The organism is Streptomyces sp. NPDC024687, assembly GCF_055559055.1.
In genome coordinates this window covers 565,935-581,228 of sequence record NZ_JBVHLJ010000002.1, presented here as the reverse complement: position 1 = coordinate 581,228, position 15,294 = coordinate 565,935, and the positions used below count along the sequence as shown (strand labels likewise).

Annotated in this window: 12 protein-coding genes, 1 tRNA gene and 2 pseudogenes; 10 read left to right on the top strand and 5 right to left on the bottom strand. The window is 70.4% G+C overall.

What is annotated here, in order from left to right:
• Position 1: 1 nt before the first annotated feature.
• The gene (locus ACZ39I_RS09045; protein WP_467243784.1) at positions 2-1,150 is read right to left on the bottom strand and encodes a Gfo/Idh/MocA family protein; all 1,149 of its coding nucleotides are present in this window, start codon (positions 1,148-1,150) and stop codon (positions 2-4) included.
• Between the two features lie 116 nt (positions 1,151-1,266).
• Between ACZ39I_RS09045 and ACZ39I_RS09040 the strand changes: the two genes are divergently transcribed.
• Complete coding sequence (locus tag ACZ39I_RS09040; RefSeq protein WP_467243783.1) at positions 1,267-2,274, top strand: LacI family DNA-binding transcriptional regulator; 1,008 nt, start codon at positions 1,267-1,269, stop codon at positions 2,272-2,274.
• Positions 2,275-2,291: 17 nt separating this feature from the next.
• On the opposite strand, the gene ACZ39I_RS09035 is transcribed toward ACZ39I_RS09040, so the two are convergent.
• Complete coding sequence (locus ACZ39I_RS09035) at positions 2,292-2,636, bottom strand: cupin domain-containing protein (RefSeq protein ID WP_467243782.1); 345 nt, start codon at positions 2,634-2,636, stop codon at positions 2,292-2,294.
• A gap of 122 nt (positions 2,637-2,758) precedes the next feature.
• On the opposite strand from ACZ39I_RS09035, the gene ACZ39I_RS09030 reads away from it, so the two are divergent.
• On the top strand, positions 2,759-3,271 hold the full coding sequence (locus ACZ39I_RS09030) for a hypothetical protein (RefSeq protein WP_467243781.1): 513 nt from the start codon (positions 2,759-2,761) through the stop codon (positions 3,269-3,271).
• A 226-nt stretch (positions 3,272-3,497) separates the two neighbouring features.
• Here the strand turns inward: ACZ39I_RS09030 and ACZ39I_RS09025 are convergent, their stop codons facing one another.
• Complete coding sequence (locus ACZ39I_RS09025; protein WP_467243780.1) at positions 3,498-4,976, bottom strand: MFS transporter; 1,479 nt, start codon at positions 4,974-4,976, stop codon at positions 3,498-3,500.
• A gap of 718 nt (positions 4,977-5,694) precedes the next feature.
• Between ACZ39I_RS09025 and ACZ39I_RS09020 the strand changes: the two genes are divergently transcribed.
• The 6 genes from ACZ39I_RS09020 (at position 5,695) to ACZ39I_RS08995 (ending at position 11,325) form a co-directional block, all read left to right on the top strand.
• Entirely contained in the window at positions 5,695-6,345 is a 651-nt protein-coding gene (locus ACZ39I_RS09020; RefSeq protein ID WP_467243779.1) for a GntR family transcriptional regulator, read from the top strand.
• 49 nt (positions 6,346-6,394) lie between these two features.
• Complete coding sequence (locus ACZ39I_RS09015; protein WP_467243778.1) at positions 6,395-7,144, top strand: PIG-L deacetylase family protein; 750 nt, start codon at positions 6,395-6,397, stop codon at positions 7,142-7,144.
• Positions 7,141-7,845 (top strand): 4-carboxy-4-hydroxy-2-oxoadipate aldolase/oxaloacetate decarboxylase, encoded by a 705-nt coding sequence (locus ACZ39I_RS09010; protein ID WP_467243777.1) that lies wholly within the window; start codon positions 7,141-7,143, stop codon positions 7,843-7,845. The genes ACZ39I_RS09015 and ACZ39I_RS09010 overlap by 4 nt, the downstream gene beginning before the upstream one ends.
• Complete coding sequence (locus ACZ39I_RS09005) at positions 7,842-8,924, top strand: 4-oxalomesaconate tautomerase (RefSeq protein WP_467243776.1); 1,083 nt, start codon at positions 7,842-7,844, stop codon at positions 8,922-8,924. The genes ACZ39I_RS09010 and ACZ39I_RS09005 overlap by 4 nt, the downstream gene beginning before the upstream one ends.
• Entirely contained in the window at positions 8,924-9,874 is a 951-nt protein-coding gene (locus ACZ39I_RS09000; protein ID WP_467243775.1) for a catechol 2,3-dioxygenase, read from the top strand. Before ACZ39I_RS09005 ends, ACZ39I_RS09000 begins: the two co-directional genes overlap by 1 nt.
• Positions 9,875-9,999: 125 nt before the next feature.
• Positions 10,000-11,325: an MFS transporter gene (locus ACZ39I_RS08995; protein ID WP_467243774.1), complete on the top strand. Its 1,326-nt coding sequence runs from the start codon at positions 10,000-10,002 to the stop codon at positions 11,323-11,325.
• 127 nt (positions 11,326-11,452) lie between these two features.
• Here the strand turns inward: ACZ39I_RS08995 and ACZ39I_RS08990 are convergent.
• Positions 11,453-11,757, bottom strand: a pseudogene (locus ACZ39I_RS08990) (SbtR family transcriptional regulator); the annotation flags it as partial.
• Positions 11,758-11,759: 2 nt separating this feature from the next.
• On the opposite strand from ACZ39I_RS08990, the pseudogene ACZ39I_RS08985 reads away from it, so the two are divergent.
• Positions 11,760-12,002 (top strand): annotated as a pseudogene (locus ACZ39I_RS08985) (MFS transporter); the annotation flags it as partial.
• 80 nt (positions 12,003-12,082) lie between these two features.
• Positions 12,083-12,156: transfer RNA gene (locus ACZ39I_RS08980), tRNA-Pro, on the top strand.
• Positions 12,157-12,208: 52 nt separating this feature from the next.
• On the opposite strand, the gene ACZ39I_RS08975 is transcribed toward ACZ39I_RS08980, so the two are convergent.
• Complete coding sequence (locus ACZ39I_RS08975) at positions 12,209-15,163, bottom strand: GH59 galactosidase (RefSeq protein WP_467243773.1); 2,955 nt, start codon at positions 15,161-15,163, stop codon at positions 12,209-12,211.
• Positions 15,164-15,294: the final 131 nt, after the last annotated feature.

Sequence of the window (15,294 nt, the reverse complement as noted above, 5' to 3'; positions counted from 1 at the left end):
CCTACACGTCCACCCACGAACCGCTCTCCGCGGACCGCGCCATCGCGTCCAGTACGGCCGCGCTGTGCACGGCGTCCCGCAGAGTCGCCCCGTACGACGTGCCCTCGGCGACCGAACGCAGGAAGCGGTACGCCTCCACGACCTTCAGGTCGTCATAGCCCATGGCGTTGGCCGCGCCCGGCTGGAAAGCGCCGAACTCACCGTCGCCGGGGCCGACATACACCGTGCTGACCGGCTGGTCCTGGTAGCCGGTGCCGCGGCTGATGCCCAGCTCGCCCATACGGCGGAAGTCCCAGAACACCGCGCCCTTGGTGCCGTGCACCTCGAAGCCGTAGTTGTTCTGCTCGCCGACCGAGACCCGGCAGGCCTCCAGGACACCCCGGGCGCCGGAGGCGAACCGCAGCAGGCAGTTGACGTAGTCCTCGTTCTCGACCGGCCCGAGTTCTCCGGTGGCGAGGGTGTGCCCGGCCGTGGCGCCGGTGGGCCGGGCGCGCTCCGGCACGAAGATCGCGGTGTCGGCCGTGAGGGAAGCGATGTCGCCGAGCAGGAAGCGGGCCAGGTCGGCGCCGTGCGAGGCGAGGTCGCCGAGCACTCCGCTGCTGCCGCGTTCACGTTCGAAGCGCCAGGTCAGGGCACCCTGCGGGTGGGCCGCGTAGTCGCTGAGGAGCCGGATGCGGACATGGGTGACCGTGCCGATCTCGCCGGAGGCGATCAGCCCCCGGGCGGCCTCGACGGCTGGCGCGTTGCGGTAGTTGAAGCCGACCGTGCTCCGCACCCCGGCCTGGGCGGCCGCCTCGGCCACCGCCCGGGCCTCCTCGGCGGTGAGGCCCGCCGGCTTCTCGATCCAGATGTGCTTGCCGGCCTCGGCCATCGCCACGCCGATCTCGCGGTGCAGGAAGTTCGGCGCGGTGATGCTGACCGCCTGGACCCGCGGGTCGGCGGCGACCTCGCGCCAGTCGCGGGTCGTCGAGGCGAACCCGAACTGCGCGGCGGCCTCCTCGGCCCGCCCCGGCACCTCCTCGGCGACGGTCACGAGCTGCGGACGCAGGGGAAGCTGTGGGTAGTGGTGCGGGACACGGGCGTACGCCTGGGTGTGCACCCGCCCCATCCAGCCGAATCCGACGACGGCGACGCCGAGCGTGTCCACCATGACTGACAGCCCCTCTTTGGACCGGTCCATATTCTGTCCCGGTCACCTTGGGTGCCGTCTTGGCTCGCTGTCAACCCTTTGACAAGCCGCCGGACGGCATGGAACGGTCCATACCCATGAGACCGCCGACGATCCGTGATGTGGCCGACCGGGCCGGTGTCTCGAAGTCGCTGGTCTCCCTCGTGCTGCGGGGCTCCGACCAGGTACGCCCGGAGAAACGGGAGGCCGTGCTGCGGGCCGTGCGCGAGCTCGGCTACCGCCCGAACGCCGCCGCCCGCAGCCTCAGCGAACAACGCACCCGCACGGTCGGCGTCCTCCTGAACGACCTGCGCAACCCCTGGTTCGTCGACCTGCTCGACGGCCTCAACTCGCTGCTCCACGACAACGGCCTGCGCATGCTCCTGGCCGACGCCCGTCTCAACCGTCGTACCGGGCAGGACCCGGCGGGCCCCTTCCTGGACCTCGGGGTGGACGGCCTGATCGTCGTCGGCACGCTGCCCGAACCGGCCGCGCTCGGTGCGGTGGCCGAACGCCTGCCGGTGGTCGTGGCCGGCGCGCGCGAGCCCAGGCTGCCGGGGGTGGACGTGGTCGCCAACGACGACGAGCGCGGTGCCCGCCTGGTCACCGAGCACCTGATCGGGCTGGGCCACCGCCGTGTCGCGCACATCGCGGGGTACGGGGCGGTCGGCGAACTGCGCCGGGGGAGCTTCGAGGCGGCGATGCGGGAGCACGGTCTCGCGGACGAGGCGCTCGTCGAGCCGAGTGACATGACCGAGGAGGGCGGCTACCGCACGACGGTCCGGCTGCTGAGCCGCCCCGACCGGCCGACGGCCGTCTTCGCCGTCAACGACATCGCCGCGATCGGCGCGGTGTCGGCCGCCGAGGAACTGGGCCTGAACGTCCCGCGGGACCTGTCCGTCGTCGGCTACGACAACACGAGCATCGCCCGGCTGCGCCACGTCTGGCTCACCACCGTCGACAACGCCAGCCACGAGGTCGGCCGTCGCGCCGCACGCTGTCTGCTCGACCGGTTCGAGGGCCGCGGGGGAGCGGCCCGTACGGACCTCGCCGCGCCGGCGCTGGAGATCCGGGGGACGACGGCGGGCCCGCCGGACGGCAAGTAACAGCGCCCCCGCCCCCGTCACAGGTTGATCGCGTACGCCTTGCGCAGCGTCTCGTGCACGGTCCAGGTCGTACGGTCGCCCTCGCGCAGTACGGCCATGTCGCCGGGCCCCACCTTCAGCGTCGGCCCGCCCTCCACCTCGATGGTCGCCGAGCCGCTGATGACGACGAACAGCTCGTCCGCCTCCGTGTCGGTGACGACCCCGGGAGTGATCTGCCAGATGCCCCGGAGCTGCCGTCCGTCCTCCGACTCCCAGACCACCTTCCCGGACACCTCGGGCGTCCCGGAGACGATCTGCTCCCGGGCGAGGGGCTCGGACTCGAGCTCGGCGTCGGGGATGTGCAGTACGAAGCTGTGGTCCATGGAGCGACCCTAGCGAGATCGTTCCCGGCCCGTCCGCCGACGGTGTGTGGAGTGTCGGCGCAGGTGGGCGTACACTCCGTCGCGAACTGGCGGCACCTGGCGGCCCGGGTGATCGTGGGGACATGGTGGACACCGAGACTGCCGCATCCCGGCCGCGCCAGCACGACACCCGTGAGGCCGTCCTCTTCGGCGGCGTCTACGGCTCGGTCCTCGCCTGCTCCATGGTCGCCGCGCTCACCCAGTACGGGCACACCTCCCAGGACAGCCGCCGCTACGACGCCGCGTGGCTCCTGGTCACCGCCCTCGCCTCCGCCCTCGCGCACGGCTACGCCCACTACATCGCCGAGCGCGCCCCGCACCGCCGCGGGGACGCCCTGCGCACCCTGGTCGCCGAGTGGCCTCTCATCGCCGCGGTCCTGCCGACGGTCGCCCTCCTCGCCGGGGCCGGCTGGGGCTGGTGGCCCGCGAACGGCGTCGAGTACCTGGCCTTCATTCTCAACATCACCCTCCTGTTCGCCCTGGGCCTGGTCACGGCCCGCTGGTCCCATCGCCCGTGGACGATCGCCATCGGTATCGGAGTGGTGGACGCGATGCTGGGGGTCGTGGTCGTGGTGGCGAACGCGGTGATCAAGTAGGGGGTGCGGGGTGTGCCCGACCCTGCAGTTTCCGTCGATCGCGGGGATGGTCGTACGCCCACTCCGAGGACGGTGTCGCCGTCCGGCGATGCCACAGCGGACCGAGTCGTGCTGCTCGCCGAGCCGGCGCTCAGGTGACGGGCCCCATTCCGCAGGCCCCGCAACGCAGATCGGCCGCCTCTCCCACGAGGAAGCGGCGGCCGATCCATCTGCAACAGACCAGGTCCTATGCCTTGGCGCCGACCTCCGCCGGCTCCACCGGCCCGTCCGTCGGGGCCTGCGGTGACGTCCGGCGCTGGTGCGGGATGAACGTCGCGACGGCGAAGGCGAGCAGCGCCGCCCCCGCACCGATCACCATGACGACCTTGAAGCCGTTCTCCGAGGGCAGCGCGTAGCCGCCGAAGTCGGTGGTCATCTGGGCCAGGATCACACCGGCGATGGCGCTGGCGAAGGAGGTGCCGAGAGACCGCATCAGCGTGTTGAGGCTGTTGGCGGCGCCCGTCTGGGTGGGATCCACGGCGCCCATGATCAGGGCGGGCAGTGCGCCGTAGGTGAAGCCGATGCCGGCGCCGATGATGCAGGAGACCAGGACGAGGTGCCAGACCTCGGACATCAGGACGATGTTGAGCCCGTACCCCGCGGCCACGATCAGGGTGCCGATCAACAGCGTGATCTTGGGACCCTTCGCCTTGGTGAGGGCCGCGGAGACCGCGGACATGGCCATCATCACCATTCCCTGCGGGGCCAGCACCAGACCGACGGTCAGCATGGACCTGCCGAGGCCGTAGCCGGTCTGCTCGGGCAGCTGGAGCAGCTGCGGGAGCACCAGGGACATCGCGAACATCGAGACGCCGAGGGCGATCGAGGCGAGGTTGGTGAACAGTACCTGCGGCTTGGCGGTGGTCCGCAGGTCGACCAGCGGCTGCGGGCTGCGCAGCTCCCACCAGCCCCAGGCCAGCAGGATCAGGACCGCGGCGGTGCCGAGGCCGAGCGTGGTGCCGCTGGTCCAGCCCCAGTCGCCGCCCTTGGAGACGGCCAGCAGCAGCGAGACCAGACCGGCCGACAGCCCCAGGGAACCGACCAGGTCGAACCGGCCCCCGGCGCGCACCTTGGACTCCGGCACGATCAGCAGGATGAGGACGAAGGCGACGACACCGAGCGTGGCGGAGACCCAGAACAGGATGTGCCAGTTCCAGTTGTCGGCGATGAACGCGGCGGCGGGCAGCCCCAGGGCGCCGCCGACACCGAGCGAGGCGCTCATCAGCGCGGTGGATCCGGCGAGCCGGTCGGCCGGCAGCGCGTCCCGCATGATGCTGATGCCGAGGGGTACGACCGCGGCGGCCAGCCCCTGCAGGGCCCGTCCGACGATCATCGGGACGAGGGAGTCGGCGAGGCCGCAGACCACCGAACCGGACACCAGCAGCACGATGCTGAGCAGCAGCATCCGCCGCTTGCCGAACATGTCACCCAGCCGCCCGACCACCGGCGTGGCCACCGACGCGGCGAGGAGAGTGGCGGTGACCGCCCAGGCGGTGTCGGAGGCCTCCGCGTGCAGGAGCTTGGGCAGCTCGGGAACGATCGGGATGACCAGGGTCTGCATCAGTGAGACGACGATTCCGGCCAGGGCCAGCACCGCCACCACGGCGTTCGGTTTCGGCGGGGCGGACGACCCCGCTGCGACGGGTTCGGCAAGGGCGTCGGACATGGCTGGTCCTCCGGTCGGGAACAAGGGGGTAAGGGGGTTGCTTGACTTACTCAAGTGAATCGTAATTGATTGACTTAAGCAAGTTCAGTCTGATGTGCGCTGGTCAGCACGGCTCAGTCGGTCCGTGTCCGCAGGTGGTACGGCAGCTCGGCGACCACCAGGCCGTAACCATCGTCGGGGGAGGGGGAGTCGACGGATGGTGCCGTGGTTGACGACGGCCACGAGAAGGTCGTCGGCCCGGTGGGCGAGCCGTACCCGTGCGGCGTCGACGGCCGCGTGTCTGGTGACGGTGGTGGGGGCTTCCTGGGCGATGCGGTATGCCGTGAGCTCGGTGTCGGCGGATGCGGGCAGTTGGGCGGTGCGCCTGGTGCGCCTGGTCGTCCGGGGTGCCGGGCTGCCCGGACAGTCCACCCCTCTTCAATGGCCGCGGACCGCCTGTCGGGGCCGGCCCGACGCTGTTGCCGGCCACCCGCGGCTCGGCGGTTTGCGCCGCGACCCTCCTGCGGCGCCCTGATCCGGAAGGGTGCCACCTGCCGGTCCGGGTGCGGTCTCCGGCGGCGCCTTCGCGCACCCCTTGGCGACGCCCGGCGTGTGGACCGCGACGATCCACCGGCCGGCCGCCCCTCGCGGATGTGCCCGCGATACGGCAGACAAAATTGTTGACAATCTTGTTTGGCTAGATTTAGGTTCGACAGGCACTCACTCAGGGAGGGCAACGATGCCGAAAGAAGCCCGTCCGAGCACCGGGGAGCAGGCCAAGCAGCATGCGCTCGCGCAGCTGCGGCAGGCGATCCTGCACGGCGAGATGGCACCGGCACAGCGGCTGGTGGAGAACGAGCTCGCCGAGCAGTTCGGTGTGACACGGGCCAGCATCCGGGCCGCACTCATCGATCTGGAGGCCCAGGGTCTCGTCGAGCGGATCCGCAACCGGGGTTCCCGGGTGCGGGTGGTGACCGTCGAGGAGGCGGTCGCCATCACCGAGTGCCGCATGGTCCTCGAGGGGCTGTGCGCGGCCAAGGCGGCGACCCTGGCCAGTGATGATCAGCTCGCCGAGCTGACCGAACTGGGCACGGCGATGACCAAGGCCGTGGCCGACGGCGAACCGATGACCTACTCCGAGCTCAACCAGGAGCTGCACGCCAGAGTGCGGGAGTTCTCCGGCCAGCGGACCGCCCTGGATCTGCTGGAGCGGCTCAACGCCCAACTGGTGCGCCACCGCTTCCAGTTGGCGCTGCGTCCCGGACGCCCGCAGCACTCCCTGAACGAGCATCTGGCGATGATCGAGGCGATCAGGGCCAGGGACCCGCAGGCGGCCGAGAAGGCCGTCCGCGCCCACCTCACCAGTGTGATCGAGGCGCTGCGCGACTGAGCGACGCAGAGGTGGGCGCGAACCTGTCCATTCCAAGGAGATTCACGTAATGACGCAGTCAGGCGCGCCCGCCACTCCACGTTCGACACTGGTGATCACCGCGCACGCCGGGGACTTCGTGTGGCGCGCAGGCGGAGTCATCGCCCTGGCGGCCTCCCGGGGCGAGAAGGTCACCATCGCCTGTCTGACCTTCGGCGAGCGCGGCGAGTCCGCGAAGGCCTGGCGCGAGGGGAAGAAGCTCGACGAGATCAAGGCGATACGCCGGGACGAGGCCGAGCGTGCCGCCGCGACCCTCGGCGCCGAGATCCGTTTCTTCGACGCCGGCGACTACCCGCTGCTCCCCACCGCCGAGTTGACCGACGGGCTCGTCGAGGTCTACCGGGCCACCCAGCCCGATGTCGTGCTCACCCACCCGGTCGAGGACCCGTACAACGGCGACCACCCGGCCGCCAACCGGATGGCCCTGGAGGCCCGGGTCCTGGCGCAGGCCATCGGCTACCCGGGCGAGGGCGAGATCATCGGCGCCCCGCCGGTCTTCTACTTCGAGCCCCACCAGCCCGAGATGAGCGGCTTCAAGCCCGAGGTCCTCCTCGACATCACCGAGGTCTGGGAGACCAAGCGCAAGGCGATGGAGTGCCTCGGCGCCCAGCAGCACCTGTGGGACTACTACACCGACCTGGCCGTGCGCCGCGGCGTCCAGCTCAGGCGCAACGCGGGCCCGAACCTGGGCCTGGCCCACAAGACCATGGCCGAGGCGTACATGCGCCCCTACCCGCAGATCGCGAAGGAGCTGGCATGAGCGGCGTGATCGTCACCAACCCCCCGAAGGCGGATCTGAAGGACGTCGACGCGCTCGCGCGGTACGGCGTGGCCACCGTCAGCGAGGCGATGGGCCGAACGGGCCTGCTGGGCCCGGCGATCCGCCCGATCCAGCAGGGCGTACGGGTCGCGGGCACGGCCGTCACCGTGATCGGCTGGCCCGGTGACAACCTCATGATCCACGCGGCCGTCGAGCAGTGCGGCGAGGGCGACCTCCTCGTCGTCACCACCACCTCGCCCTGCACGGACGGACTGTTCGGCGAGCTTTTCGCGACCGCTCTGCGGCAGCGCGGAGTGCGCGGGGTCGTCACCAACACCGGCATCCGTGACACTCAGGAGCTGCGGGACATGGGCTTCGCCGCCTGGTCCCGCGCGGTCTCCTCGCAGGGCACCGTCAAGGCCACCGGCGGCTCGGTCAACGTGCCGATCGCCATCGACGGCCAGGTGATCGACCCGGGCGACGTGATCCTCGCCGACGACGACGGTGTCGTGGTCGTCCCGCGCGGACGCGTGGCCGAGACGGTGGAGAAGGCGGAGGCCCGCGAGGCCAAGGAGGCCGCCACCCGCGCCGCCTTCATCGAGGGTCAACTCGGTCTGGACCGTTACGGGTTGCGGGAGACGCTGCAGAGGCTCGGAGTGGAGTACCGCACGTACGAGGAGTACGAGGGAGAGCGGTCGTGAACGAGCAGGTGCCCTGCATGCTGATGCGGGGCGGCACCTCCAAGGGCGCCTACTTCCTCGCCGACGACCTGCCCGACGAACCCGCCCTGCGCGACGACCTGTTGCTGCGGATCATGGGCAGCCCGGACGACCGGCAGATCGACGGCCTGGGCGGCGCGCACCCGCTCACCAGCAAGGTCGCCGTGATCTCGCCGAGCGCCGACCCGCAGGCCGACGTGGACTACCACTTCCTCCAAGTCGCCGTGGACAGGCCGGAGGTGAGTGACCGTCAGAACTGCGGGAACATCCTCGCCGGCGTCGGCCCGTTCGCCGTCGAGCGCGGAATCGTCACGGCGGGGGAGCAGGAGAGCTCCGTCCGGATCCGCATGGTCAACACCGGCGACTACGCGACCGCGACCTTCCCGACCTCGGGCGGGCGCGTCGACTACACCGGGGACGCCGAGATCTCGGGTGTGCCGGGTACGGCCGCGGCCGTGGTGATCGAGTTCCCGCCGGGCGCCGGGGAGTTGCTCCCCACCGGCAATGCCGTCGACGTCATCGACGGCGTCGAGGTGACCTGCGTGAACAACGGCATGCCGACCGTCCTGATCGCGGCGACCTCCGTCAAGGTCACCGGCTACGAGCTGCCGCGGGACCTGGAGACGGACGTGGCCCTGGCCGGCCGCCTGCGCACCGTCCGCCTGGCGGCGGGCCGCCTGATGGGCCTCGGTGACGTGTCCGACGCCACGGTCCCCAAGCTCACCCTGCTCGCCCCGCCCCGCGACGGCGGCGCGGTCACCACCCGCACCTTTATCCCCGTGCGCTGCCACACCTCCATCGGCGTCCTGGGCGCGGCCAGTGTGGCCGCGGGCCTGCGGATCGACGGGAGCGTGGGCGCCGGGCTCGCGGAGCTCGATCCCGGGAGCGACCGCGTGCGCATAGAACACCCCACGGGGTTCCTGGACATCGAGAGCAGCCTGGCAGCCACCCCCGACGGCCTGCCCCGGGCCGGCCGTACCGCCGTGGTCCGCACCGCCCGCAAGATCTTCGACGGCACCGTCTTCCCCCGGGCCGCCGACCGACCCACAGGAGGTCACTGATGACTCCGCCGCTCGGCGACATCGCCCACATCGGCCACACCGAGCTGTTCACGCCGGACCTCGACGCCAGCGTCGCCTTCTTCAGCGACTTCCTCGGCCTGACGGTCAACGGCCAGGACGGCGACACCGTCTACCTGCGGACCTACGACGACTACGAGCACCACAGCCTGGTCCTCACCGCCCGTGAGCAGCCCGGCCTCGGCCGGCTCGCCCTGCGCACCTCCAGCGAGGAGGCACTGCACCGCCGTATCAAGGCAGTTGAGGACGCGGGCGGCACCGGCAAGTGGGTCGAGGACGAACCCGGTCTCGGCAAGCTCTACGTCACCACCGACCCGGACGGCCACGAACACGCCCTCTACTGGGAGAGCGAGTACTACCGGGCCCCCGACGAGCTCAGGCCCGCGCTGAAGAACCAGCCGCAGGCCAAGCCCAACAGGGGAGTGGGCGTACGGCGGTTGGACCACATCAACTTCCTCGCCGCCGACGTGCTCGCCAACTCCGAGTTCCAGCAGAACATCCTCGGCGCCCGGCCCACCGAGCAGATCCGGCTGGACAGCGGGAAGATCGCGGCGCGCTGGCTGACGTACACGAACAAGTCGTACGACGTCGTCTACACCTCGGACTGGACCGGCAGCGAGGGGCGGCTGCACCACATCGCCTTCGCGACCGACACCCGAGAGGACGTCCTGCGCGCGGCCGATCTCGCCATTGACAGCGGGGTGTTCATCGAGACGGGCCCGCACAAGCACGCCATCCAGCAGACGTTCTTCCTCTACGTCTACGAGCCCGGCGGCAACCGCATCGAGCTGTGCAACCCGCTCACCCGGCTGGTGCTCGCGCCCGACTGGCCGCTCGTCACCTGGACCGAGGAGGAGCGGAAGAAGGGGCAGGCCTGGGGGCTGAAGACCATCGAGTCGTTCCACACGCACGGGACGCCGCCGGTCGGCTGAGACGGCGCCAGCGGCACGGGGGAGCCATCCGGCAAGACTGTCGATGAGATTGTTGACAAAAAGGTTGACACTCGGCCGGGTGGCTTCTTAGCGTCTGGCGCACCACGTACGAGAGGTAACCCACGATGTCTTCCTCCCCCTCCCCGCTCCTGTCCGCCCGGGGCAGCGGACTGGCCCTCCTGGTCGTCGGTCTGTGCTGGCTGGCCGTGCTCTTCGACGGTCTCGACATGTTCATCTACGGCTCGGTGCTGCCCCACCTGCTGGAGACCAGGACCTTCGGCCTCACCGCGGACCAGGCCGGCGACCTCGGCAGCTACGCCACCTTCGGCATGCTGGTCGGCGCCCTCGTCGCCGGCACGATCGCCGACCGCGTCGGGCGCAAGAAGCTGATGGTCTGCTGCGTGATCCTCTTCTCGCTGGCCTCGGGCGTGTGCGCGCTGGCCGGCAGCGTCGAGGTCTTCGGCCTCGGCCGGACCCTGGCCGGCATCGGCCTCGGCGGTCTGCTGCCGACCGCGATCAGCATGGTCTCCGACTACGCCCCGCGCGGCCGCGGCGCCCTCGTCATCGGCCTGCTGATGACCGCCCACCACGCGGGCGGCATCCTCTCCGCCTACGTCGCCAAGTGGCTCATCGACCCGGTCGGCTGGCGTGCCGCGTTCTGGGTCTGTGTGCTCCCGCTGCTGTTCGCCCCGGTCCTGGCGAAGTTCCTGCCCGAGTCGCTGAGCTTCCTGGTCGCCAAGGGGCGCGGCGAGGAGGCCAGGGCGCTGGCCGAGCGGTACGACGTCGAGGTGCCCGCCGCGAAGACCGGCGGCGCCGGTGACCGCTGGGCCAACCTGGCGAAGCTCTTCCGCGGCGACGAGTGGATCCAGACCCTGCTCTACTGGGTGGCCTCGTTCGGCGGTCTGCTCCTCGTCTACGGCGTCGCCACCTGGCTGCCCACCCTGATGCGCGCCGAAGGATACGAACTGGGCTCCGCCCTGTCCTTCGTGGTCGTCTTCAACCTCGGCGGCATCGTGGGCATGCTGGTCGCGGGCCGGGCCGCAGACAGCTTCGGCGCCCCGCGCATCTCCGCGCTCTGGTTCGCGCTGACCGCCGCGGGCGTCTTCCTGCTCAGCGTGCACATGCCGATGACCGTCACGATGATCGTCGTCTTCCTCACCGGCGTCTTCCTCAACAGCGCCCAGACGATGATCTACGCCACGGTCTCGATCCGCTCCCACCCGGACCACCGCGCCACGGCCGTCGGCTGGACCTCGGGTATGGGCCGCTTCGGCGCCGTCTTCGGCCCCTGGCTCGGCGGTCAGCTGCTCGCCTCGGGCAACGGCGACCTGGGCTTCGCCGCCTTCGCCCTCGCCGGCCTCTCGTCCATGGTCTTCATCGGCCTCGCGGCCCTGCGCAGCGCCCGGCAGGCACCGGTCGACAGCGAGCAGGAACTGGTCGCCGCGCACTGACGCCTGTGAACCAGGAGTCGCCTCACCTACCCAGGGGCGGGGGAACTGCGCGACCAGCCCCCACAACCCGCACCCGCCAACGACGAGACGGGCCCGAGTCCCTAGGCGTGTCCGCTCCAGGCATCGCCCGCACCCCGTCCAGCGCGATCGACAGCACCCGGTCGCGCTGGGCGTCGTCGTCGAAGGCGGTCGCGGTGATGCCGGCGACCATGCGCAACAGGTCCACGAAGTCCGTGTCCCGCGTGCCTGGCCCGCCTCCTGAGCCCGTTCGAGCAACGGCCCGCCCGCCGCGTACATCGACTCCCGGCACGCCGCGAAGATCTCCGACTCGTCGTTGAGGGCCTCGCGCACCGCCCGCTCGGTCACCATGTAGCCCGCGAACCGGTCGAGCCAGGCCGTGAGCGCCTCCCAGGGCTCCCGGTCGGCGACCTCAGAACGCCAACATCCGCACCATCGGCGGCTCCATCGGCGCGGCGGTCACCGGCGTCCTGGTCACCGGTCGTCTCCAGCCGTCGGGGCTGCCGTACGAGTCCGGCTACACGCACGGTTTCTCGCTGCTGGCCGTGCTGTGCCTGGCGGCGGCGCTGGCCGCGCTTCTCGTTCCGGTACGGCGGAGCGTGCGCCGGGTCGTCACGGGGACCACGGAGGTCCGCGAGACCGTCACCACCCGGGGCTGACATCCCGCCAGTCGGCCCGGCCGCGCGCGTGAGGTAAGGTCTACCTGCGCGATCACACGGAACACCGTGGGTTTCGCGGCCGGGACGTGGCGCAGCTTGGTAGCGCACTTGACTGGGGGTCAAGGGGTCGCAGGTTCAAATCCTGTCGTCCCGACGGTGACGAGCGGCGGGTCTGCCAGAAATGGCGGGCCCGCCGCTCGCGTTGGTCAGGCTTCCTCGCGGACCAGCCCGGCGTAGGCGTCGCCGAGCCTGCTCGCGAGCTGCTCGACGCCGAGGGTGTCGAGGCCCCGCTGTCCGGACACCGCGGTCCTGGCGGCCTTGCGCGCGGAGGCGAACAGGGCCCAGGAATCGGCTGTGTAGTCGCTCCGGTCCGGGGAGCCCACCGCCTCGAGGGCACTGCGGACCGGTGTCGTGTCGACCCGGCCGTCCACGTCCCCCGAGAGCGCGGTGAAGGCGTCGAGGACGATCTTCCCGGACTTCAGGGTGAAGGTCACCGAGTGCCTGCCGTCGGGCAGGCCGCGGAGCGAGTACGTCGCCTGGCGTTTGTCGGTGGCGGTGGTCCTGGCGTCCCGGGCGACGGGCCGGCCGTCCACGGAGACGTCGAGAACGGCGCTTCCGTCATTGCCGCCGATGACGTCGATGCCCGTGCCACGGAACGGGACGGTGACCTTGGCTCCGGCGGTGGCGCTGGTCGATGTCGACCGGTACCAGTTCATCGCGTCGCCGAGGGCGGCGTTCCGGCTCCAGGTGCCGTCATAGGCAACCGAGCTGTCCATGTTGTCGGTCAGCGTGGTGGCGTACGGGGTGTATCCGGCGACCTTCTCGACCTTCAGGTCGTCGAACGCGGTGCGGTGGAAGTCGGTGCCGAGCTTGACGCGGCCCTCGGTCACGGGCACCGGGTCCAGGTAGGTGGCGACGGCCTGTCCGTCGACGTACGCGGTGACGGTCGCGCCCCTGACCTCGACGGCGAGGCGGTAGCCGGCGGACGCGGCGACCGTCCCGGTGCGGATCGCCGTGCCGTAGCGGGAGAAGGTCCAGCTTCCGGCCGGGCCGATCCCGATGCTGTACGCGGCGTCCGTCGCGGCCATGCCCTTCTGCTGGCGTACGCCGAGGGTGGCGAGGCCGCCCTGCGGGTCCGGGAAGGAGACGTCGACCGAGGCCTTGTAGTTCTCCCAGCGGAAGTCGCCGACCGTGGTGTTGGGGGTGTTCCGGTTCCAGGCCCCGGTGTCCTTCATGGACTGGTCCAGGTACTGGTAGAGGACGTTGTCGCCGTCCTTGTCCTTGCCGACCTCCCACGCGCCGGTCTGGTCGACCAGGTAACGCGGTTGGTTGCCACGGGACTCGAGGTACGGCTGGGAGACCTTGCGGGCCCCGTCGTCCGTGCCGACCCGGACCCGGCCCTCCTCCTCGTACCCGAAGTCGTCGGCGTACAGGACGGTGTCACGGGTGTCGTGCCGCTTGCCGGTCGCGTCGCTGTCGAGCACGGTACGGGCCGCGGACTCGGGCAGGCGCTGCAAGGTCGCCTTGTCGCGGCTGCGGTCGAGCGTGGTGAACGTGACGATCGAGCGCGGCTGCACGGTGTAGACGTAGAAGCCGTCGCCGTCGGGGCGGAGTTCGGCGGCGAGGTGCTTGAAGTTCGCTTCGTAGGCCTGGCCGGGGTCCGCCGCGCGGGTCTCCCAGACCTCCATGGTGGGATCGCCGCCCAGGTCCATGTTCTCGGCCTTGATCCGGTACGTCTTCGCCCGGTCGCTGTCGTTGACGGCGATCGTGGAGAAGTCCTTCTTCTCCGGGTCGGCGAGCGTCATGTAACTGGGTGCGCCGTTCGAGCCGTCGACGTTCTCGGTCCCGCTCACCCCGCTGTAACTCGCCTCCGGCACGGTGCGCCAGATGCCGGCCGTGTTGGTGCCGTTCTCCCAGCCGGTCTTCGCGAACTGGGTGAAGTGCTGCATCACGTACACGGCGGCGTCGTAGTGGATGCTCCCCGACCACGGGTCGCGGGCGCTGACCAGCTCCTTGTGGCTGTACTGGGCGCCCTCGTAGAAGGCCCCGATCGCCGGCTGGAAGATGTAGTGCGTCCGCTTGGAGTTGGCGTAGCTCTTCACGGAGCGGTTGGCGATGTCGAGGGCGCTCTGCACACCGCCGATCCCGGTGCTCGCGCCGCCCGGCCCCTCGGTGTTGGCCACCCGGTAGTCCGTCCAGCCGAAGGAGCCGACTCCCTCGCTGTACCAGACCTCCTTGTCCTGGCCGGAGGCGTTGTCACCGGTCGCCAGCTTCGAGTAGGGCCGGTAGGTGGCGCTGTCCGGAGTGCCGTCGAGCCGGTCCTCGGTGGTGTAGTGGTAGCCCACCGCGTCGACCGCGCCGAAGAGTTCGGTGTCCGTGAGCATCGCCGGGCCGATGTTCTTCGTGGTGTTCTCGTCCGAGGCGACGATCTTGATGGCGTGGTACGCCTTCGCGGCCGCCTGCTGCTGACGAGGCGTCAAGCCATAGCGGGAGTCGGCGAATTCGGTGTCGTTCGCCACGGCGCGCTTGTACCACTTGACGAAGGAGAGGTCGGGTTTCGTGGTCTCGTTGGTGTCCGGATCGACGTAGTCGACCATGTACCCGTACTTCTGGTACGCGTCGAGGATCGTCTCCTTGTACCACTTGTACATCTCGTCGGTGCCGGTGCCCTTGTTCCACTCGGTCTGGACCCACTGGGGCATGACCCAGCGCAGGATCGAGACCTTGAGCTTCGGGTTCACCGTCTTGGCGTCGGCGGCCAGCTGGAAGCCGGGGGAGCGGGACGCGTCAGCGAGTTCGTCCGCCGTGCGCATGGTCGCGGGGTCGGAACCGGTCGACGTGTTGGTGTCCGACCCCATCTCGACCTTGACGTGGTTGATGAGCGGGTTCCTGCCGCCGAACAGCACTCTGACGAGCTGCCAGTAGCGGTCGGGGTGCTCCGCCTTGTAGTCCATCAGCAGATTGCTCGTGCTGTTGCAGCTGAGCAGACCGAGGCCCTTGTAGGTCAGGCCGTTCACGTTGCCGGCGCGTACGTCGTTCCCGTCGACCACGATCCGCACGGGATCGTCCGCGGAGTGTGCGGCCGGTGCCGCGGTCACCCCGGCCGCCAGTGCCATGGTGGTCGCCGCGGCGAGCGAGGCCCATCCGAATCTTCGCTGCATACCCATTCGGGGGACCGTAGATGGCAAGCGCTTTCTGCGTCAATCCCCTTGCGTCACTTGAGATTTCGCCCGTCACCGTGGGCCTGACCTGCCGAAAAACGCGTGGACCGGGTGGGGGTCGTCGCGGGACA